Origin of the sequence: Planctomonas sp. JC2975 (assembly GCF_012985205.1) — a bacterium.
GTDB lineage: Bacteria > Actinomycetota > Actinomycetes > Actinomycetales > Microbacteriaceae > Humibacter.
The window spans coordinates 497,766-520,790 of record NZ_JABEKS010000002.1; the positions used below are offsets into that span (position 1 = coordinate 497,766).

Annotated in this window: 22 protein-coding genes; 17 read left to right on the forward strand and 5 right to left on the reverse strand. The window is 68.8% G+C overall.

Annotated features, from left to right (window positions below):
* The first annotated feature begins 32 nt into the window (after window positions 1-32).
* Window positions 33-407 (forward strand): FKBP-type peptidyl-prolyl cis-trans isomerase, encoded by a 375-nt coding sequence (locus HII28_RS15700; protein WP_170026755.1) that lies wholly within the window; start codon window positions 33-35, stop codon window positions 405-407.
* A 52-nt stretch (window positions 408-459) separates the two neighbouring features.
* Here HII28_RS15700 and HII28_RS15705 read toward each other — a convergent pair whose 3' ends face one another.
* A complete protein-coding gene (locus HII28_RS15705; protein WP_170026756.1) occupies window positions 460-1,821 on the reverse strand; it encodes an MFS transporter in 1,362 nt (453 codons plus the stop codon).
* Between the two features lie 117 nt (window positions 1,822-1,938).
* Between HII28_RS15705 and HII28_RS15710 the strand changes: the two genes are divergently transcribed.
* Window positions 1,939-2,463 (forward strand): adenine phosphoribosyltransferase, encoded by a 525-nt coding sequence (locus tag HII28_RS15710; protein ID WP_170026757.1) that lies wholly within the window; start codon window positions 1,939-1,941, stop codon window positions 2,461-2,463.
* Between the two features lie 131 nt (window positions 2,464-2,594).
* Complete coding sequence (locus HII28_RS15715; RefSeq protein ID WP_205864965.1) at window positions 2,595-4,130, forward strand: carboxylesterase/lipase family protein; 1,536 nt, start codon at window positions 2,595-2,597, stop codon at window positions 4,128-4,130.
* Window positions 4,131-4,167: 37 nt separating this feature from the next.
* Here the strand turns inward: HII28_RS15715 and HII28_RS15720 are convergent, their stop codons facing one another.
* Window positions 4,168-4,908, reverse strand: coding sequence for an alpha/beta hydrolase (locus tag HII28_RS15720; protein WP_170026758.1), 741 nt, complete (start codon window positions 4,906-4,908; stop codon window positions 4,168-4,170).
* A gap of 127 nt (window positions 4,909-5,035) precedes the next feature.
* Here HII28_RS15720 and HII28_RS15725 point away from each other — a divergent pair, with 127 nt between their 5' ends.
* Together HII28_RS15725 and rpsO are read left to right on the forward strand one after the other, a co-directional pair.
* The gene (locus HII28_RS15725) at window positions 5,036-5,761 is read left to right on the forward strand and encodes a hypothetical protein (RefSeq protein WP_170026759.1); all 726 of its coding nucleotides are present in this window, start codon (window positions 5,036-5,038) and stop codon (window positions 5,759-5,761) included.
* A 151-nt stretch (window positions 5,762-5,912) separates the two neighbouring features.
* Window positions 5,913-6,182 (forward strand): 30S ribosomal protein S15, encoded by a 270-nt coding sequence (rpsO, locus tag HII28_RS15730; protein WP_146317451.1) that lies wholly within the window; start codon window positions 5,913-5,915, stop codon window positions 6,180-6,182.
* 253 nt (window positions 6,183-6,435) lie between these two features.
* Here the strand turns inward: rpsO and HII28_RS15735 are convergent, their stop codons facing one another.
* Together HII28_RS15735 and HII28_RS15740 are read right to left on the reverse strand one after the other, a co-directional pair.
* Complete coding sequence (locus HII28_RS15735; protein WP_170026760.1) at window positions 6,436-8,046, reverse strand: UDP-N-acetylglucosamine 1-carboxyvinyltransferase; 1,611 nt, start codon at window positions 8,044-8,046, stop codon at window positions 6,436-6,438.
* 63 nt (window positions 8,047-8,109) lie between these two features.
* On the reverse strand, window positions 8,110-8,829 hold the full coding sequence (locus tag HII28_RS15740; RefSeq protein ID WP_170026761.1) for an MBL fold metallo-hydrolase: 720 nt from the start codon (window positions 8,827-8,829) through the stop codon (window positions 8,110-8,112).
* A 149-nt stretch (window positions 8,830-8,978) separates the two neighbouring features.
* Here HII28_RS15740 and HII28_RS15745 point away from each other — a divergent pair, with 149 nt between their 5' ends.
* The 4 genes from HII28_RS15745 to HII28_RS15760 all read left to right on the forward strand — a co-directional run bounded on the left by HII28_RS15745 (window position 8,979) and on the right by HII28_RS15760 (window position 13,219).
* Window positions 8,979-9,566: a TetR/AcrR family transcriptional regulator gene (locus HII28_RS15745; protein ID WP_170026762.1), complete on the forward strand. Its 588-nt coding sequence runs from the start codon at window positions 8,979-8,981 to the stop codon at window positions 9,564-9,566.
* A 157-nt stretch (window positions 9,567-9,723) separates the two neighbouring features.
* On the forward strand, window positions 9,724-10,863 hold the full coding sequence (gene pdhA / locus HII28_RS15750; RefSeq protein WP_170026763.1) for a pyruvate dehydrogenase (acetyl-transferring) E1 component subunit alpha: 1,140 nt from the start codon (window positions 9,724-9,726) through the stop codon (window positions 10,861-10,863).
* Window positions 10,860-11,843 (forward strand): alpha-ketoacid dehydrogenase subunit beta, encoded by a 984-nt coding sequence (locus HII28_RS15755; protein WP_170026764.1) that lies wholly within the window; start codon window positions 10,860-10,862, stop codon window positions 11,841-11,843. Before pdhA ends, HII28_RS15755 begins: the two co-directional genes overlap by 4 nt.
* Window positions 11,840-13,219 carry a dihydrolipoamide acetyltransferase family protein gene (locus tag HII28_RS15760; RefSeq protein WP_170026765.1) on the forward strand — a complete coding sequence of 460 codons (1,380 nt, stop codon included), beginning with the start codon at window positions 11,840-11,842 and terminating at the stop codon, window positions 13,217-13,219. The genes HII28_RS15755 and HII28_RS15760 overlap by 4 nt, the downstream gene beginning before the upstream one ends.
* Before the next feature lie 343 nt (window positions 13,220-13,562).
* On the opposite strand, the gene HII28_RS15765 is transcribed toward HII28_RS15760, so the two are convergent.
* Entirely contained in the window at window positions 13,563-14,255 is a 693-nt protein-coding gene (locus HII28_RS15765) for a TetR family transcriptional regulator (RefSeq protein WP_170026766.1), read from the reverse strand.
* A gap of 194 nt (window positions 14,256-14,449) precedes the next feature.
* Here HII28_RS15765 and HII28_RS15770 point away from each other — a divergent pair, with 194 nt between their 5' ends.
* From HII28_RS15770 to HII28_RS15805, 8 genes are all read left to right on the forward strand, one after another.
* Complete coding sequence (locus HII28_RS15770; RefSeq protein ID WP_240978317.1) at window positions 14,450-16,051, forward strand: carboxyl transferase domain-containing protein; 1,602 nt, start codon at window positions 14,450-14,452, stop codon at window positions 16,049-16,051.
* A 4-nt stretch (window positions 16,052-16,055) separates the two neighbouring features.
* Window positions 16,056-18,356 (forward strand): biotin carboxylase N-terminal domain-containing protein, encoded by a 2,301-nt coding sequence (locus HII28_RS15775; RefSeq protein ID WP_170026768.1) that lies wholly within the window; start codon window positions 16,056-16,058, stop codon window positions 18,354-18,356.
* Window positions 18,353-19,564 carry an acyl-CoA dehydrogenase family protein gene (locus HII28_RS15780; protein WP_170026769.1) on the forward strand — a complete coding sequence of 404 codons (1,212 nt, stop codon included), beginning with the start codon at window positions 18,353-18,355 and terminating at the stop codon, window positions 19,562-19,564. The genes HII28_RS15775 and HII28_RS15780 overlap by 4 nt, the downstream gene beginning before the upstream one ends.
* Before the next feature lie 47 nt (window positions 19,565-19,611).
* Window positions 19,612-20,142, forward strand: a complete 531-nt coding sequence (locus HII28_RS15785) for a MaoC family dehydratase (RefSeq protein WP_170026770.1) — start codon at window positions 19,612-19,614, stop codon at window positions 20,140-20,142.
* The gene (locus HII28_RS15790; protein WP_170026771.1) at window positions 20,139-21,002 is read left to right on the forward strand and encodes a CoA ester lyase; all 864 of its coding nucleotides are present in this window, start codon (window positions 20,139-20,141) and stop codon (window positions 21,000-21,002) included. Before HII28_RS15785 ends, HII28_RS15790 begins: the two co-directional genes overlap by 4 nt.
* Window positions 21,003-21,078: 76 nt before the next feature.
* Entirely contained in the window at window positions 21,079-21,768 is a 690-nt protein-coding gene (locus HII28_RS15795; protein ID WP_170026772.1) for a lysoplasmalogenase, read from the forward strand.
* A 16-nt stretch (window positions 21,769-21,784) separates the two neighbouring features.
* Window positions 21,785-22,408, forward strand: a complete 624-nt coding sequence (locus HII28_RS15800; protein WP_170026773.1) for a hypothetical protein — start codon at window positions 21,785-21,787, stop codon at window positions 22,406-22,408.
* A gap of 91 nt (window positions 22,409-22,499) precedes the next feature.
* Window positions 22,500-22,961 carry a VanZ family protein gene (locus HII28_RS15805; RefSeq protein WP_170026774.1) on the forward strand — a complete coding sequence of 154 codons (462 nt, stop codon included), beginning with the start codon at window positions 22,500-22,502 and terminating at the stop codon, window positions 22,959-22,961.
* Window positions 22,962-23,025: the final 64 nt, after the last annotated feature.

Consider the following 23,025-nt stretch of genomic DNA (forward strand, 5'->3'; position numbering starts at 1 on the left):
ACCTCGTCGCCCCTGTGCCCTTGGATGGAGTGATGAGCGATACGCAGAAGTCCAAGCCCGAGATCGAGGCCCCGCAGGGTCCCGCGCCCGAGGCGCTGGAAATCGTCGACATCGTCGAGGGCGACGGCGCAGAGGCCACAGAAGGCGCCACCGTCGACGTGCACTACCTCGGGGTCGACTACGACTCCGGAGAGGAATTCGACTCCTCCTGGAGCCGCGGCCAGTCCATCCAGTTCCCGCTGCGCGGACTGATCCAGGGCTGGCAGGACGGCATCCCGGGCATGAAGGTCGGTGGCCGTCGCCAGCTCACCATTCCGCCGCAGCTGGCCTACGGACCGGCCGGAACCGGGCATCCGCTCGGCGGCAAGACGCTGATCTTCGTGATCGATCTGCTCGACGTCAAGTAGGACGAAGGGCGTCTGCGACGCCCATCGATGACCACCGCGATGCACCCGGCGCTCACGGCGTCGGGTGCATCGCGTCGTAGTGGCGGAAAGTCGGCTGGAAGCGCAGCAGCAGAAGCAGCGCGGCGATGATCACGACACCGCCGAACGCGGGCGGGAACCACAGCGCGACGAGCGCTGCGGCTGCGCCGGCGTAGAGGTCGCCGAGGCGCGGGCCGCCCGTCACCACGACGGTGAAGACGCCTTGGATGCGTCCGCGCATGGTGTCCGGTGTCGCGGTCTGCAGAATCGTCTGCCTGAAGATCGACGACACGTTGTCCGCGGCTCCCGCGCCGGCGAAGAGCAGGCACGCGACGACGATGGCCGGAACGTTCGGATGCGCGGCATCGGCCTTCCCGAACCATCCGGTCGTGAGAAGCCCCAGTTCGATCCCCAGCGCGAGGATGAACGCGCCGTAGACGATGACGGACCGCCCCACCGCGAGCCCCTGGAACCTGACGTGTCCCAGCGGACCGGAGAAGACGCTGCTGATCAGCGCACCGATCGCGAACGCCGCCGTGAGGACGCCGACCGTCACGGCTCCGCCGCCGAGCAGCAGCGCGCCGGCCGCAGGCAGGAGCACCCGTGCCTGGCCGAATGTCATGGCGATGATGTCGGCGATGAACGACATCCGCACGTTCGGCGCCGTCCGCAGGAAGCGCAGGCCCTCGACGACGGATGCCCAGCCGGGCTTGGCGGCCTCGCCCTCAGGGACGATGGAGGGCAGCGTAGCGATGCCGAGGAATGCGAACACGAACAGCACGACGTCGACGGAGTAGGTCCAGCCGAAGCCGACGGCCGCGACGAGAACGCCGGCGAGGGCCGGTCCTAGCGTCACCGAGACGCCGGTGGAGATGCCGCCGAGGGCGGAGGCTGCAGGGATGAGCCTGCGGTCCAACAGTCGCGGCAGGATCGCCATCCGCGTGCTCGAGACGACCGTTGCCGCCACGGAGTTCACGGTGGCGAGCACGTAGAGAAGCCAGACGTTGTCCACGTGGAACCACGCGAGCAACGCGATCGTGACGGTGGACCCCCATGCCAGGATCGCGGAGAGCAGCGCGAGCAGACGGCGGTCGACGACATCCGCGAGCATGCCGCCGTAGATGCCGAAGAACACCATCGGCAGGAGCGCGAAGAGCGCGACGCCCGAAACGGCCAGGGTGGACTGAGTGAGGTCGTAGACCTGGAGGCCGATGGCCACGATCGTCATCTGGCCACCGATACCGGAGATCGATCCGCCGATCCAGAGACGGGCGAAGGCCGGACTGCTGCGCAGCGGGCTCAGGTCGACGAAGAGGGAGCGGCGGCGGTGCGCGACCGCATCGGCTTCGGAAGTATCGGGGGCAGGGCTCTCGCCCTCGGGATGGTGGTGCGGCACGGCTTCCGACGCTACACGGCCCGCGCACGGGTGCGTGGCGCGCGGTTGGGCGGGAGTCGTCCGAGGATGACGCGCTGAGCCCGGCGCCGGCCGGGCGAGCACGCCTAGAGTAGGCGGGTGAGTCGCGCGCGTGAGGAACTGGACCGTCTGCTCGTAAGCGTCCCGGATTTCCCGGAGCCCGGCATCCTCTTCCGTGATCTGGCACCCGTCTTCGCCGACGGCATCGCCTTCCGGGCACTGGTCGACGACCTCGCGGCGCATTTCGAAGGCGGATTCGACGCCGTCGCCGGAGTAGAGGCACGAGGGTTCGTGCTGGCGGCCGCTGTCGCGTATGCAGCAGGGGTCGGCGTGCTCGTCGTGCGCAAGGCCGGCAAACTCCCCGGCGTCGTCCTCAGCGAGACGTACGACCTGGAGTACGGCACGGCCACCCTCGAGCTGGAGCCAGACCGCCTGCCACAGGGCTCGCGCGTGCTGGTGCTCGACGACGTGCTCGCCACCGGCGGAACGCTGGCGGCGTCGGCACGCCTCATCGCGGGTGCCGGCTATTCGGTGGCCGGCTTCGGCGTGGTTCTGGAACTCGCCGACCTGGCAGGGCGCGAGCGGCTCGGCGACACCCCGGTGTACAGCATCGCTGCGCTCTGACGCTCCTCGAGCGCCTTCGCCTCGCCCGTCACCGCCCGCGCACGGACCCTTCCAGGATGGAGCCCGCACTCTCCGGGTGAGAATGCGGCGAAACCCACCGAGGACGGCATCCGCGTGCCTAGCCTGATGCGGTGAACGGGAGGAATACGACGGTCATCGGCGCCGACGAGAGGATGAATCCCGTCGTCGCCACGGTGCAGGGCGAGGTGCGCGGTGTGTACGGCGGAGAGCTGTATGCGTTCAAAGGGATCCCTTACGCGGCACCGCCCGTCGGTGGACTCCGGTTCCGCGCCCCGCGTCCGCCCGAGCCGTGGAACGGTGTGCGCGACGCCACGACGTTCGGGCGCATCGCCCCGCAGCCGATCCAGAGCGGTCCAGGTGCCCAGAGACGTGAGATGAGCGAGGACTGCCTCACCGTCAACGTGTACACGCCCGAACTGGGCGACGCAGGGCTGCCGGTGATGGTGTGGATCCACGGCGGCGCGTACTACGTGGGATCCTCGGCGGATCCGCTCTACGACGGCACACGGCTCGCGCGGCTCGGCGTGGTCGTCGTCACGTTCAACTACCGGATCGGGCCGCTCGGATACATCGACCTGTCGTCGTTCTCGACGGCTGACGACGTGTTCGAGAGCAACGTGGGGCAGCGCGACCAGCTGGCGGCGCTGGCCTGGGTGCGGGACAACATCCGGGCGTTCGGCGGATCGCCGGACCGTGTCACGCTCTTCGGCGAGTCCTCAGGCGCAGGTGCCGTCACGACCATGATGGCGACGCCGAGCGCTGAGGGGCTCCTGCACAAGGCGATCGCGCAGAGCTCGCCTGTGGGCAGCGTGTACAGTCCGGAAACGGCACGCGTCGCAGCCGAGCGCTTCCTGCGCAGGCTGGACGTCACGGCCGATCAGGTTCGCCGACTGCGACGCATTCCAGCGGGAGCGCTGATCGAGGCGGGTGCGAGGCTCGTCGTCGACACGAGCACCACGGAGCCGGGGACCATTCCGGTGGCGCCGGTCGTGGACGGCGAACTCGTGACGGAGTATCCGCTCACCGCGATGGCCAAGGGAGACGCGCTGCGCATCCCGCTCCTGATCGGATCGAATCGCGACGAGGCGATGCTGTTCCGCCTGCTGCGCTCGCCGATCGTGCCGAACACGTCGAAGGCCGTCCAGCTCATGGTGGAGCGTCTCGGCACGCCGGAGGCGCTGGCCGTGCCGTCCGGGTATCGCGGATACCCGCGGTTGCGACCCGCGCTCCAGCTGTCGACGGATGCCGCCTTCCGCATGCCGACGGTGTGGGCCGCCTCGGCGCAGAGCCGTTTCGCTCCGACCTGGGCGTACGAGTTCGACTTCGCCCCACCGCTTCTGCGCGTCGCCGGCCTCGGGGCGATGCACGGCGCCGAGCTGCCTCACGTCTTCGGCACGCCCGTGCCGCGCTGGGTCGCTGCGGGGGCCGTTTCCTCCGGGCGCAAGCTCACCGAGCGGATGCAGCGTCGCTGGGTCTCGTTCGCGACAGACGGCGATCCCAACCCGGTCGGCATGGAGCCGTTCTGGCCGCGTTACGACACGGACTCGCGCTACACCTATGTCTTCGGCGGGCGCGATCGCATCGTCTCGGATCCGCATGGACGCATCCGTCAGGCGTGGGGCGACGGGATCATCGCCTTCCGCTGACCCGGATTCACGACGTTCCGCTGAACGGGGCGGCGCGTCAGGCGGTCGCGAGCAGCGCTCGGCGCAGCAGTGCCCACAGCTCCGGCTCGGCCAGCACGCGGAAGTGGCCGGCGGAGGGCAGACGAATGTTGGCACGGGCATCCGGAAGCACGCTTCCGCCGGGGATCTGCGGATCGAAGGCAGGGAACGCGGAAACGATCGCACGATTGGCCGAGTGGTTCACGGCCAGCTCGAGAAGCGTCTCGTCGGCGGGGGAGAAGTCGCGCAACGACCGCAGCGGCGCATGGGTGGCGAAGACGGATCCGGAGAACGGCGTCGCGACGGCGACCATGCCACGGATGCGCCGGCTCGTGCGCTCCCAGGTCATCACCTGCTTGCCGACGAGTCCGCCCTTGCTGTGCGCGATGATCAGCACGTCGCGGAGATCGTGGCGTTCCAGGTAATCCGCCGTCTGCAGTGCTGTTGCCGTGATCGGACGCACATTGCGGTGCAGCGCGGTGACCAGGTGGGGCTGCCGTCCGTTCGCGAGCGCGAGAGCAGCGAACGGGTCGAGGAACCGCGGCGACTCGTGCACTCCTGGCAGCAGGAGCACTGGCGATCCGTTGAGCGGATGCCGCCCCTGACGCTGCATCCACCTCCGAGCCCTCGCCCCCAGCAGGTGCCACGCCGGAAGGAACGCGGAGTCGACGCCCCCGACGGCGGCCGCGGTCAGCACGCCGATCGCCGTGAGCTCGGAATCGCTCGCCGCGCCCGCGGCACCGCGGCCATCATCCGCCATGTGTTCACGGTAACGTTCCGCGGCTCGCGCGCACCGACGGGCCCTCCCCCGAACAGGGCAGGTAGTGTCGTTCGGGTAGTTCGCGAACCGGCCCACGACATTCGTGCGGCCCGAGAGGAGGCCACCTGTGACCCCGACGAGGAAGACCAGCCCGCGCACAGAAACACCGGAGGCCGAGTCCGAGTACACCGTCGAGGACATCGCGGCCGAGGCTTCGGGCGAGCCGTGGCAGGCGCCCGCGCCGATCGAGGACGCCGACCGCTCGGCATCCGCACCCGTTCCGACGCCCAGCCCGGCGCGCGCTCCCGAGCCGGCACCGCTCACAGCGACGCAACTGCTGAACGATCCGCTCCTCGGGACCCATGACGAGATCATCGTCGACCTGGGCCTCAAACTGCGCTGGGCGGCCGTCGGGTATGCGCTGCTCGGCGTCGTGGCATCCTGGCTCATCGCCGCAGAGGTGGCGGTCGCCACCAAGAGCGGGGCTCCCTTCGGATGGGCGCTGGCGGCGACCATCCTCATCTTCGCGGCAGCCGTCTGGTACTTCGCGGATGTCTCCAGCCGCTTCGCCTCAGTGGCCGCGTACCGCAAGGCGAAGACGCCGCAAGCCATCGCCCGTCTCAACCGCGGTGCCGTCGTCGGCCTCTACAGCGTCGTCGGCGCGTGGATCGGAGTCGCCCTCGGCGTGCTCGTGGTGATCAGCGGAGCCGTGACCGCTGTGCTCACTCTCGCGGTCGGCGCAGCAGGATGGACCTGGTTCTTCGGCGCCATCCCCGCCGTGCTCCTCTACGTGTACTGCTTCGGGCTGCTGCACTACCGGTTGCTGGAGAAGGCGCGCGACGCCGTCGCGTGAGCCGGTCGCGCACTCTCGGGCGTGATCGCCGTCACTTCTTGCAGCGCGGTGCTGCTAAACTCTTCAGGTTGCCGTCATGACGGCCGCGGAAAAAGAGCGCCCGGACAGTCGGTCCGAGGCACCGCGCAACGAGAGGAAGGGGATCGAATCTATGGCACTCGATGCAGATGTCAAGAAGGCGATCATCGAAGAGTACGCAACCCACCCCGGTGACACCGGATCCCCCGAGGTTCAGGTCGCGATCCTGACCAAGCGGATCAAGGACCTCACCGAGCACCTCAAGGAGCACAAGCACGACCACCACTCGCGTCGTGGCCTGCTGCTTCTGGTTGGTCAGCGTCGCCGCCTGCTGGGTTACCTGCAGGAGATCGACATCAACCGTTACCGCTCGCTCATCGAGCGTCTCGGTCTGCGCCGATAAGGAGCAGTCGAGAACGGTTGCCGATACGGCAGCTCTTCGCGTGACAACGCGAACTCTTGGGGAACGGCCCGTCACTTCGGTGGCGGGCCGTTCTCGTTGTCCGGCCAGCCCGCGTCCGCCGACAGCGCCCGAGGTCCCGTTTCGATCACAAAGGGTGCCGACCACCCGCGTGGTCAATCGCAATTCCTGTCATCGAAACGGGACCTCGCTGCCGTTCGGCGCCGGCCTAGTCGGATGCCCACGTGCGACGATCTCAGTCGCGGAAGGCCTCGATCGAGGCACCGAGCGAGACGAGCCGCTCCTGCAGGCTCTCGTAGCCGCGGGCGATGATGTCGACGTTGCGCAGCACACTCTCGCCCTTGGCGGCGAGCATGGCGATGAGGATCACGACCGCCGGACGCAGCGCGGGCGGGCAGCTCACCTCCGCACCCGAGAGGTGCGCCGGGCCCGTCACATCGAGGCGGTGCGGATCGCGCAGGGTGACGCTGGCGCCGAGCCGCGTCAGATCGAGCAGGTGGATCGCGCGACCCTCGTAAACCCAGTCGTGGATCAGCGTCGTGCCTTCGGCCATGGCAGCGATGATGACGAAGAACGGAAGGTTGTCGATGTTGAGCCCCGGGAAGGGCATCGCGTGGATTTTGTCGATCGGCGCGCGCAGACGGGACGGATGCACGGTGATGTCCACGAGCCGCGTGCGACCGTTCGCCGCCGGATACTCCTCGCTCACCTCGAACTCCAGCCCCATCTCCGCAAGGGTGGCCAGCTCGATCTCGAGGAACTCGATCGGTGCTCGCGTCACCGACAGCGTCGACTCCGTGACGATTCCGGCGGTCAGCAGACTCATCGCCTCCACGGGATCCTCGCTCGGCCAGTAGTCGACCTCCGCGTCGATCTCGGGCTTGCCGACGATGCGCAGCGTCGTCGTTCCGATGCCGTCGATGCGCACGCCGAGGAGCTCCAAGAAGAAGCACAGGTCCTGGACCATGTAGTTCGGACTGGCATTGCGGATGACCGTCTCACCGTCGTGGGCCGCCGCGGCGAGGATGGCGTTCTCGGTCACCGTGTCGCCGCGCTCGGTGAGCACGATCCGTCGTGGCCCGGCCTTCGCGCGATCGACGGATGCCTGGTACCAGCCTCCCGTCGTGTTCACGCTCAGGCCGAACGGACGCAGCGCGATGAGGTGCGGTTCAACGGTGCGGGTGCCGAGGTCGCATCCGCCGGCATAGGGCAGACGGAAGGAGTCGAACCGTCCGCTCAACGGCCCGAGGAACATGAGCACGCTGCGCGTGCGGCGTGCCGCGGCCGCGTCGATCGCATCGAGGCGCAACTCCTCCGGCGCGATGATCTCGAGCGTTTCGCCGTCTTCCGACCAGGTGACGCTTGCACCGAGACTGCGCAGCACATCGATGATCCTGTCGACCTCGACGATGCGTGCCATGCGATGCAGTCGGGTGACGCCGCGGTTCAGCAGCGAGGCGCACAGCAGCGCGACCGCGCCGTTCTTGCTCGAGTTGACGGCGATGGATCCGCTCAGCTTGTGGCCGCCCTGCACCCTCAGGTGCAGGTGCTGCGGCGCATTGCCGATGGAGACGATCTGCTGGTCGAGCGCTGCGCTGATGCGGGCGATCATCTCAAGGCTGAGGTTCTGGCCGCCCTGCTCCATGCGGTTGACGGCGCTCTGACTGGTTCCGATCCGTTCCCCCAGCTGCGCCTGGGTCAGGCCGCGGCCCTTGCGTGCACTGCGGATGAGTGCCCCGACTTCGCGTGACGGGCTTGCCGGAGCGGATGCGACGTTGTCGGTCGCGGATCGCGCATCCTGCTCAGGGGCAGCGGCATCGTGAACAAGAGCCTGCACATCGGTCATGACGCCACCGTAACATCATGGATGAGATATTGGTTCGCGTGCGGGAGGCGTGGCGCGCGTGCGTCAGGCCGTGGCATCCGTTCGAGCGAGTTCCGTGGCGAGCTGACGTGTTCCCTTGTTCCACGGGGTGCCGTGGCCGGGCAGCACCCAGGTCGCGTCGATCGAGGCGAGCTTCGCGTGGGACAGCGCGGCGGCATCCGTATCGTCGGTGAACGGTGCGGGCTGAGGCCCCTTGGCACCGGTCAGCACGTGGCGCGTCGTGAACGCATCGCCGACGAACACGGCGTCGACCGAGGGGACCACGATCGCGATGCTGCCGGCGGAGTGGCCGGGCAGGGAGACGATGCGCGGGTTGCCAGGCAGGTCGAGCACGTCGCCGTCGTGAACCGTGACGACCTCGGTGAGGAACTTCGTGCGCATTCCACCCTTGCGCAGCGTGTACCAGAGGAACTGGGTCGTCGCCCCGAGGTGCATCGAACCCCATGCCGGATGCGTCGACTCTTCGCCACGCGCGCGTGCCGCGTCGGCCTCGTGCACGTAGACCGGGATGCCGAACTTGCTGCGCAGCCGCTCGGCGTAGCCGATGTGGTCGGTGTCGCCGTGGGTGAGGATGACTCCGCGGACGTCGGTGACGGAGCGGCCCATGGTCGTGAGCTCGCGCTGCAGGTCGGCGTACTGGCCGGCGATGCCGGCATCGATGAGGGTGAGGCCGTTGTCGCCCTCGACGAGATAGGCGGCGACGAGGTCGTTTCCGACTCGGTGGAGGCCGGGGGCGAGTTCCATGATCGATTCCTTTCGGGTGAGGCACGGCGGGAATGCTGTGCGTCGATGAAGGCTACGATAGTTAGCCATGTAGGCTAATGTCAATAGCCAAAGTCGAGAACGTGCCGATCACCACGGGATCCAGGCGCGATGGACGACGAGGAGCCGTGATGCCAGCACCGACACGAACCAGCAACGACGCCATCGTGACAGCAGCCCTCGACCTCGTCGACAGCGGCGGACCGGACGCGCTGACCATGCAGGCCGTCGCCGACCGCGTCGGCGTGCGTGCTCCGTCGCTCTACAAGCGGGTGGAGAGCAGGGACCACCTGCTCGGGCTCCTCGTGGAGCGCATCACGGTGAAACTGGCATCGGTGCTCGACGGCGCAGCGGATGCCGAAACCGACGACCCGTTCGCCGGCGTGGTGTCGATGGCGCAGGCACTCCGCGGGTTCGCGCACGAGCATCCGCACCTCTTCGGGCTCGTCTTCGGACAGCTTCCGGATGCGGCCAAGCCGCCGCGCGAGTCCCTGGCCCGATCCGCCGCCGCTGTGCTGACCGTGTCGGAGCGTCTCGCGGGGCCGGATGCCGCACTGGACGCGGCGCGGACGATCACCGCCTGGGCATACGGATTCCTCACGATGGAGCTGGCCGGAGCGTTCCAGCTGGGCGGGGATCCCGAGGCCGCCTTCGATTACGGCGCCGCGGCGATCGCGCGCTCGATCGACGCGCGGAACGGCATGCGCGCGCACGAGTGATGCGTGCCGCCGCAGGGCTCCTGCGAGTTTCGCAGCGCGCCCTGGCCCCGCATGGGGCCGTCGTCGTACCCTGAAAAGGACGCTCGGCAATGGTGCCGCGCGGGCCGGCTCGCCACAAGCATCAGCCGGTCACGATCGATGAAGGCTGCGTACAACGATGCTCACCATCCGACCTGGTACAGACACGTCAACACGGCAGGGGTCCCTTGCCCGGCTGATAGCCCCCGACGGACAACGGCTGAACGACCCAGACCTCGACCCGTGGGTCGCCGATGTGTTCGAGGAGCAGCTCCTCGGGCTGTATCAGGACATGGTGGTCGCACGCCGTATCGACACCGAGGCGACAGCCTTGCAGCGTCAGGGGCAGCTGCTCCTCTGGGCTCCGCTCACCGGCCAAGAGGCCGCGCAGATCGGATCGGCACGAGCGCTCCGTCCCGACGACTTCGTGTTCGAGACCTACCGCGAGAACGCCGTCGCGTACGTGCGCGGCGTCTCGATGTCCGACCTTCTGCGCGTCTGGAAGGGCTCGCAGTTCTCCGGGTGGAACCCGTACGAAGTCAACATGGCGACTCCGACGGTGATCATCGGCGCTCACACCCTGCACGCTGTCGGCTACGCGATGGGCATCACGCGCGACGAAGCCGACGCCGTCGCGATCGCCTACTTCGGCGACGGCGCGACGAGCGAGGGCGACACCAACGAGGCGATGATCTTCGCCGCCGCCTACAACGCACCGGTCGTCTTCTTCTGCCAGAACAACCAGTACGCCATCTCCGAGCCCGTCGGCCTTCAGGCGCAGAAGCCCATCGCCGACCGGGCGCCCGGGTTCGGCATCCCGAGCATTCGCGTGGACGGCAATGACGTGCTCGCCGTGCTCGCGGCGACCAGGATGGCCCTCGACCACGCTCGCACGGGAGAGGGTCCGATGTTCATCGAGGCCGTCACGTACCGCATGGGGCCGCACACCACCTCGGACGATCCGACCAAGTACCGGGACAAGGACGAGCTCGAGTCGTGGAAGGAGCGCGATCCGATCGAACGGATGCGCCTCCTCCTGACCGACTCCGGCATGTTGGACGAGGAGCGTGCAGCGGCCGTCAAGGCGAAGTCCGACGAGGTCGCGGCATCCCTCCGTGAGGCGTGCCTGGCGCTGCGACCAAGGGATCCGCTCGCCATCTTCGACGACGTCTACGCGCAGACGCCGCCGTCGCTCGCCAGGGAGCGGGACGCCTACGCCGCCTACCTCGCGTCGTTCGAGAACACGAACGGCGCCGACGGTGAGGGGGTGTCACGATGACGGAGCTGACGCTTGCGAAATCCATCACGACCGGACTCGCAGATGCCATGGAGGCCGACGAGCGCGTGCTGCTGCTCGGCGAAGACATCGGCAAGCTCGGCGGCGTGTTCCGTGTGACGGATGGCCTGCAGGCTCGGTTCGGAACGGATCGCGTCGTCGACACACCGCTCGCCGAAGCCGGGATCATCGGCACGGCGATCGGCCTGGCGTACCGCGGATTCCGCCCGGTGTGCGAGCTGCAGTTCGACGGATTCGTGTTCCCCGGCTTCGACCAGGTCGTGGCGCAGGTGGCGAAGATGCGGTACCGCACGCTCGGCGCCGTGAGCATGCCGATCACGATCCGGGTGCCGTTCGGCGGCGGGATCGGATCCGTCGAGCACCACTCCGAGTCGCCGGAGGCGTACTTCGCCCACACACCGGGGCTGCGCGTCGTCGCGTGCTCGAACCCGCAGGACGCGTACACGATGATCCGTCAGGCGATCGAGTGCGACGACCCCGTGGTGTTCTTCGAGCCGAAGCGGCGCTACTGGGCGAAGGGCGATGTTCTGCCCGATGTCGCCGACGCACCATCCCTCGACCAGGCGCGCGTCGTCGTCGCGGGAACGGATGTGACGCTGGTGACGTACGGCCCGCTGGTGCAGACCGCGAAGGACGCCGCCGTCGCCGTAGAGGACGACGGCGTGTCGATCGAGGTGATCGACCTCAGGTCGCTGTCGCCGTTGGACGAGGATGCGATCACCGCATCGGTCGCCAAGACCGGACGCATCGTGATCGCGCACGAGGCGCAGCGGTTCGGCGGCCTGGGAGCGGAGATCGCCGCGATGGTCACCGAGCGCTGCTTCGATCGGCTCGTCGCTCCTCCGTTGCGGGTGACGGGGCACAACATCCCGTATCCGCCGTCGGAGCTGGAGGACCACCACGTGCCGGATCTCGACCGCATGCTCGACGCGGTCGACCGTGTGATGGGGGTGAGGGTGTGAGCGTCAAGGAATTCGCCCTCCCCGATCTGGGTGAGGGGCTGACTGAATCCGAGGTGGTCGCCTGGCGTGTCTCGGTCGGCGAGACGGTGGAGTTGAACCAGATCATCGCCGAGGTCGAGACGGCGAAGGCGCTCGTCGAGGTGCCCTCGCCGTTCGCCGGCGTCGTTCGCGCCCTGCACGCCGAACCGGGGGAGACCCTCGAGGTCGGCGCGCCCCTGATGTCCTTCGACGTCGACGATGGGAGCGGCGGGAGCGCTGATGTCGTGCCGGAGGGTGCGGAAGCCGATGCCTCGGCTGGCGAGCCCGCTCGCGTTCCGGAGCCGGTCGGCGCCGCGGTGGGTGCCGCATCCGGCACACGTTCCGGGCGACCGGTCGTCGGCCACGACAGCGGACGGCCGAGGGTGGAGGCGGCGACGGGACCCGGGCCGAACGCACCTGTGGAGGGCGGCGCGGACGAGGAGCGTCACGCCATGCTCGTCGGGCGGGGCCCCAAGGCGCAGTCGTCCAAGCGACCGCAGCGACGCTCGCGATCCGGTCGTCTCGTCGAGCCGTTTGTGTGGGAACGCCCGGCTGGTGTCGGGAAGAGCAGTGCCGCGGCCTCCGTGCGCTCCGAGGCCGCAACCGACCGAGCCGCAGGGTCTGCGACGGAGTCGAGCGGATCCCGCGGCGAGACGGCGTCAGGCGAGGTCCGAACCGCGGCGACCGGTGTGCGCAGACGCACGGCGGAGGCCATGGCGCGCAGCGCAGCGGTGCCGCAGGTGACGGAATTCCTGACGGTCGACGTGACGCGCGGCATCCGCCTCCTCGACCGCCTAGCTGACACGGCGGAGTTCCGCGGTCGCCGGCTCACCGTGCTCACGCTCGCCGCCAGGGCGCTCTGTCTCGCTCTCGAGTCGACGCCGGAGGCCAACACGCGCTGGGACGAGACGACGGGTGAGATCGTCGCGCCGCCGACGGTCAACCTCGGCATCGCGGTGGCGATGCAGCGCGGACTCGTCGTGCCGAACATCCGCGATGCGGCGAGCATGCGGATGCCCGACCTGGCCGACGCGCTGGTCGCGCTCGTCGACCGTGCACGGTCCGGCAAGTCGACGCCCTCCGAATTCTCGGGCGGCACCATCACGATCACGAACGTCGGCGTCTTCGGCGTGGATGCCGGCACGCCTCTGCTGAACCCTGGCGAGACTGCGATCCTCGCTCTGGGCGCCGTTGCCCGACGTCCGTGGGAGCACAAGGGAAAGGTGCGTTTGCGGCAGGTCATGACGTTGAGCCTCACGTTCGATCACCGGGTGATCGACGGCGAGCAGGGATCGCGGCTCTTGCGCGATGTGGCGCGCATCCTGTCGGATCCGGCCACAGCCCTGGCCGTGGCCTGAGCGCCACGATGCGGCTCGGCTGCGCGGTGAGCGCATCCTGGGCCGCATGAACTCCGGCGGGTCCCCCTCCCTGAGCGGGTGGAGCATGTCGAGGCGCACAACTCATCAGTAGCTGCGCCCGCCCAGGGTGACCCCGCCGGTGCGGTCGGCGTGGTCTCGACACGCTGCCGACGCCGGGTCGGCGCCGCGTCTACCGGAACACGCACGATTCGCCGTACGGAGATCACGGTTTCCGTACGGCGAATCGTCTGTTCAACGGTGCCGTGGCCCGGGTGTTGTCGGCGCGACGCGGTAGGGAGAAGCCACGCAGCGTCGACTACGACCGATGAGGGTGGGTGCGTCGTCAGTTCAGCGCGGCAGGCGGCAGCAGGCACGCGGATGCCATCTCCCGCAGCAGCGCCCCGACCACTGCCAGCGGCGGCCTGCTCGCGGTGTGCGCACGACTGGAGTGCGGCGTCGAGTTGATCAATCCGAACACGGCAAGCGCGCGTACCCGCAGTGCGCGGCGGTCGTCTTCCGGGTGGAGGTCTTGCAGCACATCAACCCAGAGTTCGACGTACGTGCGCTGCAGGGTGCGCACGCGGGCGGCATCCGTCGCCGACAGGCTGTCGAGGTCGCGGTCCTGCGCCCGGATGACGTCGGGCTGGGAGAGCGCGAAGGCCACGTGGAATGCGACGAGTGCCGCCAGCGCGTCCCGCGCCGACGGGGCATCGGTGACGCATGCGCGGCCGCCGGACAGCAGACCTTCGCTGACATCGATCAGAAGCGCGGCGAGCACGGCCTGTTTGCCGCTGAAGTGCTTGTACACGGCCGGACCGCTGACGCCCACAGCCGCACCGAGGTCCTCGATCGAGACCCCGGCGAACCCGCGTTCGGCGAACAGGGTGGCTGCCGCTGCCAGAAGTGCCTCGCGGCGATCCGCCTTCGCGCGACTGCGCGGCGTCGCCTCCTGCGACCCGGTCTTGCCCGGATCCCTTGAGGCGGGCGCACCCGCGCCGGCCGGTCGCCCCGCCCGGGTCGTCGCCGCACTGGTCATCCCTCGACTCTAGACACTTCGGTTAATGATCGCTAACCTTATTTCGGTTAGATACCACTAACCGAAGTGTGCGATCCGGCATCCGGAATGCCATGGAGAACAGCGACCTTCGGCGGATCCCGAGGTCGGGTAATGCGGCGACGAGGCCACCGTCCGGCGTCGCGGCGAGCGCGAGGAGGCGACCAGCGATGTCGATGACGGAAGTCGCATCGGATACTCGGCCACCGGCATCCGCGGGCACCCAGCGCGAGCTCGTCGCCGAGCTGCGGGAGCGTCTTGCGCTGGCCGCACGGGGCGGAAGCGACGTCGCGCGCGAGCGGCACACGTCGCGCGGCAAGCTGCTGCCCCGGGAACGGGTGGAGCGGTTGCTGGATCCTGGCAGTCCCTTCCTCGAGATCGCGCCTCTCGCGGCGTCCGGCATGTACGACGACGAGTGTCCTGCGGCCGGCGTCATCGCAGGCATCGGGCTCGTCTGCGGGAGACACGTGATGATCGTGTGCAACGACGCGACGGTCAAGGGCGGCACCTACTTCCCGATGACGGTCAAGAAGCACCTCCGTGCGCAGGAGATCGCCCTCGAGAACCGACTTCCGTGCGTCTATCTCGTCGATTCCGGCGGCGCCTACCTGCCTATGCAGGACGAGGTCTTCCCCGATCGCGACCATTTCGGCCGCATCTTCTTCAATCAGGCGCGCATGTCCGCTGCCGGCATCCCGCAGATAGCAGCCGTGCTGGGATCGTGCACCGCCGGCGGCGCGTACGTGCCGGCGATGAGCGACGAGAACATCATCGTTCGCGGTCAGGGCACGATCTTCCTCGGCGGCCCGCCGCTCGTGAAAGCGGCCATCGGCGAGGTGGTCACGGCAGAGGATCTCGGCGGGGGAGATGTGCACTCGCGCGTCTCCGGCGTCACCGACCACCTGGCGGAGGACGACGAGGATGCCCTCCGCATGGTCCGTGAGATCGTCGCGACCCTGCCGCGGCCGTTGGAACCGGCCTGGGAGGTCGTCGCGAGCCGTGCGGCCCCGAAGGATCCGGCATCGGTGCTCGACGTCGTGCCCGTCGATCTGCAGACCGCCTACGACGTGCGCGAGGTGATCGAACGGACCGTCGACGCCGATACGTTCACCGAGTTCAAACCGGAGTACGGGACGACGCTGGTCACGGGATTCGCCCGGGTGCACGGGCATCCGGTCGGGATCGTCGCCAACAACGGCGTGCTCTTCAGCGAGTCGGCCCTCAAGGGCGCCCACTTCATCGAGCTGTGCGACGCCAGGGGCGTTCCGCTCGTCTTCCTGCAGAACATCTCCGGATTCATGGTCGGAAAGGACGCCGAGGCCGGCGGCATCGCGAAGCACGGCGCGAAGATGGTCACCGCCGTCTCCACGACCAGGGTGCCGAAGCTGACCGTCGTGATCGGTGGATCCTTCGGCGCGGGCAACTACTCGATGTGCGGGCGCGCCTACTCGCCGCGGTTCCTCTGGATGTGGCCGGGCGCACGCGTCTCGGTCATGGGCGGGCGGCAAGCCGCTTCGGTGCTGTCGACGATCCGTCGCGACGGCATCGAGAAACGCGGCCAGACGTGGAGCGCCGACGACGAGGAGGCGTTCGCCGAGCCGATACGACAGCGCTACGACGAGCAGGGCAGTCCCTACTACTCGACAGCACGGCTCTGGGACGACGGCGTCATCGATCCGGCCGACACCCGCACCGTGCTCGGTCTCGCCCTCGACGTGGTCTCCCGTTCCCCGCTTCCGGCGGCCGGCGAGCCGCGCTTCGGCCTTTTCAGGATGTGACGCGATGAGTGAATCCCGATTCGACACTACTCCGGCGCGCGACTCCACGCCCGTCTTCAGCACCGTGCTCGTCGCCAATCGCGGCGAGATCGCGTGCCGCGTCATCCGCACGCTGCGCTCCATGGGCATCCGCTCCGTCGCGGTGTACAGCGACGCGGACGCCGGAGCCCGACACGTGCGCGAAGCCGACGAAGCAGTCCGCATCGGGCCGGCGGATGCCGCACGCAGCTACCTGGACATCGACGCCGTGCTCGGCGCGGCTCGCCGGACGGGTGCGCAGGCGATTCATCCGGGATACGGGTTCCTCTCCGAGAACCCCGCGTTCGCCGCAGCGTGCGACGACGCGGGGATTGTCTTCATCGGACCGTCCGCGTCAGCGATCGAGGCGATGGGCGACAAGGTTCGCGCCAAGCGGCTCGTCGCCGACCACGGCGTGCCCGTCACGCCCGGCGTCGATGACCGCAGCCTCGACGACGGCGCGCTCGCCGCAGCCGCCGAGCGGCTCGGGCTCCCCGTGCTGGTGAAGCCGTCGGCCGGCGGCGGCGGCATGGGCATGGCCGAGGTGCGAGAGGCGTCGGAGCTGCCTGCGGCACTCCGCACTGCGCGACGAATCGCCCTGGCCGCGTTCGGCGACGACGCGCTCTTCGTCGAACGGCTCATCGAGACCCCTCGTCACATCGAGGTGCAGGTGCTCGCGGATGCCCACGGTCACGTCGTGCACCTCGGCGAGCGCGAGTGCTCGCTGCAGCGGCGCCATCAGAAGGTCGTCGAGGAGTGTCCGTCGCCCGCCGTGAGCGCAGACCTGCGTGCCAGGCTCGGATCCGCCGCCTGCGACGTGGCCAGGAGCGTGGGCTACACGGGCGCCGGGACGGTCGAGTTCCTGGTCTCCGCGAGCGATCCGAACACCTTCTACTTCATGGAGATGAACACACGGCTGCAGGTGGAGCATCCGGTCACCGAGCTCGTCTGTCGCATCCAGCAGCAGGACGACGCACCGGAGCGCCGCATCGACCTCGTCGAGCAGCAAGTGCGGATCGCGGCGGGCGAGGCACTGGCGTTCGAGCAGGGCGACGTGGGTCTTGATGGGCATGCGGTGGAGGTCCGCGTCTACGCGGAGGACCCGGCGCGCGGTTTCCTGCCCGCCACCGGCACGATCCTCGTGCTGCACGAGCCAGAGGGCGAGGGCATCCGCGTCGACAGCGCGCTCCTTCCGCAGCTCGCAGTGACCGATGCGTACGATCCGATGCTGGCCAAAGTGATCGCGTGGGGGAGCGATCGCGACGAAGCGTTCCGGCGGCTGTCGGCAGCACTCCGCGAAGCGACGGTGCTCGGTGTCCGCACCAATCTGAGGTTCCTGCTCGACCTCATCGACCACGGCGACGTGCGAGCCGGCAGGCTCGACACCGGGCTCATCGCACGGATGCTCGACGCGGCGCAGGAGCGCAGCTCGCGCTCATCCGGCACCGAAGTGGAGACCGACCCGTTCGAAAGCCGCTCCCTCGATCGCGATGCGCCGCGCGCCGCCGCTCTGCTCCTGCACGACGATGCGTGGAACACCGGATCGGATGCCCCGTGGTCCCGTCCGAACGCCTGGCGCATCGGTGGCCAGCAACCTGTCCACTACGTCTTCCGGTCCGGTGACGAGACCGTCGACGTCGCTCTGCACGGAACTCCCGCCGCAGCGACGGTGACGGTCGGGACGAGTCCTCGTGTTCGCGTCAGCATCCTCGACCGTTCCGGGCACGACCTGCTCGTCGAGCTCGACGGACTCAGCAGACGATTCCGCACAGCGCGCGACGGAGACACGGTGTGGCTCGCGGCCGAGGGATCCACGTGGGTGCTGCGAATGCTTCCCCCCGTCCGGTCGGCAGCCGAACGCGGCACTGCGGCGAGCGCGTCGGGTGCCGCAGCGGACTCCCGCGTGCGCGCACCCATGCCCGGCACCGTGGTCGCTGTGGACATCTCCGATGGGGAGACGGTCGAGGAGGGCGCCGGACTGCTCGTCATCGAGGCGATGAAGATGGAGCACCGACTGACGGCACCGCACGCCGGTGTGGTGCGGCTCGCAGTCGGTGTCGGCGACCGCGTGGCATCCGAGCAGGTGCTCGCGAGCGTCGATGCGACCGCCGGTCCCGATGCACAAGACCTCGGTGCTTCGGGCACTGGCAACTCCGAGACTCGCGTCTCCGGGGGCAGTGCGCCCGAGACCGGTGATCAGGCGATCAGCGCTTCCGCCCAGACCCAGGGCGGCACTCTCGCGGCCGATTCCAGCCGCACCATCCTCACGACGGAAGGACCATCATGATCGACACCGCTGCGAAACGGAGCGTCAGCAATCCGGTGGGCGACGACCCGCGTCTCACGCCGGACCACCTCCAGCTGCGGCACACGGTCCGAGAGTTCGCCGACCACGTCGTCGCGCCGCAGGCGTATCACTACGACACTCAGCGCTCGTTGCCGATGACGATCATCGCCCACATGGGACAGCTCGGACTGTTCGGTCTTCCGTTCCCGAAGGAGTACGGCGGTGCCGGACGCGACTACCTCTCGCTGTGCATCGCCGTCGAGGAACTGGCGCGTGTCGACCAGTCGATCGCCGTCACCCTCGAGGCCGGAATCGGACTCGGCGTCATGCCTCTGTTCCGCTACGGCACGCAGGAGCAGAAGGCGCGTTGGATGCCCGACCTCGTCGCCGGACGCGCCCTCGCCGGGTTCGGCCTCACCGAGGCGGAGGCCGGATCGGATGCCGCCGCCACGAAGACAGTGGCGCGCGAAGACGGCGACGACTGGGTGATCGACGGCACGAAGCAGTTCATCACCAACTCCGGAACCCCGATCACCTCTCTCGTCGTCGTCACGGCCGTCACGGGCGAACGACGCAAGGACGACGGCACCGTGGCTCCAGAGTTGAGCACGATCATCGTCCCGACCGGTACCCCGGGGTTCACCGTGCTGCCGACGTACGACAAGGTCGGCTGGCACACCTCGGACACGCATCCGCTCGTCTTCCGCGGAGTGCGAGTGCCGAAGGAGAACATGCTCGGCGAGCGCGGACGCGGATACGCGAACTTCCTCTCGACGCTCGACGAGGGCCGCGTGGCCTTCGCTGCGCTGTGCACAGGTGCGGCCCAAGGATGCCTCGAGCAGGCCGTCGCGTACGCGAAGTCCCGAGTCGTCTTCGGACACCCGATCGGCCAGCACCAGCACATCGCCTTCCAGTTGGCACGTATGCAGGCGCGCACGCAGACCGCTCGTCTCGCCTACTACGACGCGGCCTTCAAGATGGCAGCCGGCGCTCCGTTCAAGACAGAGGCGTCGATCGCCAAGCTGGTCGGATCAGAGGCCGCGGTGGCGAACGCGCACGACGCCTCCCAGATCATGGGCGGATACGGCTACCTGAACGAGAACGCCGTCGCCCGCCACTACCGCGACTCGAAGATCCTCGAAGTCGGCGAGGGGACGAGCGAGGTACAGCTCATGCTCATCGCCCGCTCGCTCGGATTCGACGATTAGGTACGGCCGACGGCTTGTCGAGCTGCGTTGCGAATGAAGGAGACGCGATGACCGATGACGAAGTGCCCGCCCGCACGGTCGTGCAGCGCGGCCTGTACTACGACGAGCTCGAGGTCGGCACGCTCTACCTCCATCGGCCCGGCCGCACGGTCACCGAGGCCGACAACGTGCTGTTCACCACTCTGACCATGAACTCCCAGTCGCTGCACTTGGACGCGGCATGGGCCGCCACCCAGCCTTTCGGGCAGCGACTGGTGAACTCGATGTTCACGCTGGCGACGCTCGTCGGGGCATCCGTCGGTCAGCTCACGCAGGGCACGATCGTGGCGAACCTCGGCTTCGAGAACGTCGCGTTCCCGCACCCGCTGTTCCACGGCGACACCCTGTACAGCGAGACCTCGGTCGCCGCGAAACGGCCGTCGGCGTCGCGTCCGGGGCAGGGGATCGTCACGTTCGACCACACGGGACGCAACCAGGACGGCGTCGTCGTCGCCACGGCCAGGCGATCCGTGCTGATGTGGTTCTCCGATGCGCACGACGGCGAGGCCGGCGGCCGGCGCGACGAGGGCCGGCCGTGACCGGTCGCCTCGACTTCGGCCCGGCGCTGCTGTTCTGTCCCGGCGACCGCCCGGACCGTTTCGGCAAGGCCCTTGGGCGAGCGGATGCCGTCATCCTCGACCTCGAGGACGGCGTCGCCTCCGCAGACCGTCCGGCGGCGCGCGAAGCGGTCACGGCGTTCGCGCGGGAGCTGTCGGAGGCGGATCCGGATGCCGTGCGGCGCGTGATCGTGCGGGTGAACTCCGCTGACACCGACGACTTCGCCGAGGACCTCGGTTGCCTCCGGGGAACTCCGTTCGGCACGGTGATGCTCGCCAAGACGGCGTCCGTAGATCAGGTGGCACGTCTCGCGGAACAGCTGGACGGCATCCGCATCATCGCACTGTGCGAGACGGCCGCCGGCGTGCTGGCCGCCCCGGAGATCGCGAGGCACCCGTCCGTCGTCGGGCTGATGTGGGGCGCAGAGGACCTCGTAGTCTCGCTCGGCGGCAGCTCCAGTCGCCGAGACGACGGGTCGTATCGCGACGTCGCACGATTCGCGCGCTCGGCCGTGCTGCTCGCAGCGGCGGTCGCGAGAGCGGACGCCATCGACGCCGTGCACGTCGACCTCGACGACCTCGTCGGCCTCGGCGAGGAGGCGGCGGATGCGGTCGCCTCCGGATTCGCCGCCACCGCTTGCCTGCATCCCGCTCAGGTCGCGGTGGTGCGTGCAGCGTATCGGCCGACTGCGCAACGGATCGACTGGGCGCGACGGCTGCTCGCCGCCGCCGAGCTGGCACCGGGGGCCTTCCGTTTCGAGGGCGGGATGGTCGACGAGCCACTCCTCGCGCAGGCCGGCGCGGTACTGCGGCAGGCGGAGCGCGCAGGAGCCGTCGAGTGACGTCGGGCGATGGCCGGCCGAGGCCCTACGATCGCTCCATGCCTCATCCCGCAGCGCCTCGGGCGCGCAGTCCACAATGACGTGGACCGCACGGTGGCCGCGCAGCCGTGACCTCGTCGCGTTCGCGCCCTACGTGATCGTGTCTGTCATCGACATCATCGGATCCGCCGTCGGCGAGCCGGCCATCGCGGCCGCGGTGAAGCCGCTGCTCATGCCGCTGCTCGCCATCCCATTCCTCTTGTTGGTCGGTCGGAACTCGATGCGCATCTCCGTGGTCGGAACGATCGCCCTGCTGTTCGCGTGGCTCGGCGACATCGCGTCGGACTTCATCGTCATGCTGGCGTTCTTCCTCTGCATGCAGCTCGCCTACGTCGTGCTGTTCGCCTGGCCGGCCCGGATGCGACGTCCGCGCATCTGGAGCGCGGTCTACGCGGTCTGGTGGCTCGGACTCGTCGCGCTCATCGGTCCGCAGGCGGGCGCTCTGCTCGTCCCGGTCGCGGTCTACGGCCTGGCGCTCGGCGCGATGGCCGTCTTCGCAACGGGGACGAACGCGATCGCGGCGGTCGGATCCGCCGTGTTCCTCGTGTCCGACTCCGTCCTCGGCCTGGCGCATTTCCTGCCGGCATTCGCCTTCGCCGGCCACGATGCCGTCGTCATGCTCACCTACACCGTCGGGCAGCTGTTGATCGTCGCGGGTGTGATCCGGGTCGTGCGGATGCGCGCGGCCGCCGGCACGCAGCCGTCCAGCGAGCTCACCCCCGCGTGACGATAACGTGTGAGGCATGACCCGCGCGCTCCGCAAGCCGTTGTGGCGCTGGGAGCCGGCGCCGTACGTCCTGCTGATCCTCTTGCTGCTCGTGACGGGGTCCATCCGGCCGGACAGGCTGCCCGTTGTGTACTGGATCCTGTTCGCGATCACCGTCTTGGTCGCCGCGTGGCTGCTCGTGCAGGTGGTGATGCAGCTGGTGCACGGTCCGCGCAATCCGGATGCTGCTGGCATGCTCTCGAGTCTCGAGGGCATCGAGCTCGTACCGCTCGCGGCGAGCGACGCCCCTCGGACGCCTGTGGTGGACACGGCCCGTCATCAAGGAGCGCTGGACAGCGCGCAGGCCAGGGCCGGCAGAACGCCGGTCGCAGTCCTCGTGCCGGATGCCACGCGCTGGCTCGCTCTGCGCATCCGGATCGCGGTGCACGTCGTCGCGTCCGACCGGGTCTACCACGTCGGCTTCCTGCCAGACCAGGCGACAGCCCGATACAACGCCGAGCTCGGAGCTCTGGCATCGCGCAACCTCTTCGTCTCAGCTCCGGCCACCGTGATGGGAACGTCTCAGCCGTACAGGCTGCAGCTGGATCTGGGGTCCCTTGCCGGCACGCTCGACGCGAGTGTCGACGCACCCTCCTCCTGAAGAAGATGTCTCAGCCGGTGGACACGTCATCCATGGCGGCGCTCCAGGGTGTCGCCAGCGAGTGTCCAGCAACCGTCGGCATGCTGATGGCATGTTCCGTCGGCATCCGTTCCTGAGCGTCGTCACGCTCCTCTACCTGGCGGGCGTCGCGTGGATCACTCTTGGCCCTCAGCCCGACTTCGGGAACAAGAACAGCCTCGTGATGCAGGTGCTGCGCATCCTGTGGGAGCACCCCGCGACGGACTGGGTCACCTACGCCGGTGTGGAGTTCACGGCGAACATCGCGATGTTCCTGCCGATCGGACTGTTCTTCCTGCTTCTGTTCGGCCGTCGCCAGTGGTGGCTCGCCGTGCTCATCCCGTTCCTCATGACCCTCGGCATCGAGACGGCCCAGATCTGGATCCCTGGCCGGGTGTCCGACATCCGCGACGTCATCTCGAACACCATCGGCGCGATCGTCGGCGTTTTCCTGGGCTTGGCGCTCACCGCGCCGCGCGCCCGCCGCGACCGCGAGGCGGCCCGCGCCCAGGCGCGACAACGGGTCCGCGCCTGACCCAGGCCGCCGGACCAACCCCACCTCCCGAGGGTGCCCGTTCCTCCTCCCGAGGGTGCCCGTT

Bases quoted from the DNA above. Each gene is read 5' to 3' on its own strand.
- HII28_RS15785 (WP_170026770.1), top strand. From the start codon at position 19,612: ATGACCGATGACGAAGTGCCCGCCCGCACGGTCGTGCAGCGCGGCCTG.
- HII28_RS15740 (WP_170026761.1), bottom strand. From the start codon at position 8,829: ATGGAACTCGCCCCCGGCCTCCACCGAGTCGGAAACGACCTCGTCGCC.
- HII28_RS15800 (WP_170026773.1), top strand. From the start codon at position 21,785: ATGACCCGCGCGCTCCGCAAGCCGTTGTGGCGCTGGGAGCCGGCGCCG.
- HII28_RS15755 (WP_170026764.1), top strand. From the start codon at position 10,860: ATGACGGAGCTGACGCTTGCGAAATCCATCACGACCGGACTCGCAGAT.
- HII28_RS15765 (WP_170026766.1), bottom strand. From the start codon at position 14,255: ATGACCAGTGCGGCGACGACCCGGGCGGGGCGACCGGCCGGCGCGGGT.
- HII28_RS15805 (WP_170026774.1), top strand. From the start codon at position 22,500: ATGTTCCGTCGGCATCCGTTCCTGAGCGTCGTCACGCTCCTCTACCTG.
- HII28_RS15700 (WP_170026755.1), top strand. From the start codon at position 33: ATGAGCGATACGCAGAAGTCCAAGCCCGAGATCGAGGCCCCGCAGGGT.
- HII28_RS15780 (WP_170026769.1), top strand. From the start codon at position 18,353: ATGATCGACACCGCTGCGAAACGGAGCGTCAGCAATCCGGTGGGCGAC.
- HII28_RS15795 (WP_170026772.1), top strand. From the start codon at position 21,079: ATGACGTGGACCGCACGGTGGCCGCGCAGCCGTGACCTCGTCGCGTTC.
- HII28_RS15745 (WP_170026762.1), top strand. From the start codon at position 8,979: ATGCCAGCACCGACACGAACCAGCAACGACGCCATCGTGACAGCAGCC.
- HII28_RS15720 (WP_170026758.1), bottom strand. From the start codon at position 4,908: ATGGCGGATGATGGCCGCGGTGCCGCGGGCGCGGCGAGCGATTCCGAG.
- HII28_RS15775 (WP_170026768.1), top strand. From the start codon at position 16,056: ATGAGTGAATCCCGATTCGACACTACTCCGGCGCGCGACTCCACGCCC.
- HII28_RS15735 (WP_170026760.1), bottom strand. From the start codon at position 8,046: ATGACCGATGTGCAGGCTCTTGTTCACGATGCCGCTGCCCCTGAGCAG.
- pdhA (WP_170026763.1), top strand. From the start codon at position 9,724: ATGCTCACCATCCGACCTGGTACAGACACGTCAACACGGCAGGGGTCC.
- HII28_RS15770 (WP_240978317.1), top strand. From the start codon at position 14,450: ATGACGGAAGTCGCATCGGATACTCGGCCACCGGCATCCGCGGGCACC.
- rpsO (WP_146317451.1), top strand. From the start codon at position 5,913: ATGGCACTCGATGCAGATGTCAAGAAGGCGATCATCGAAGAGTACGCA.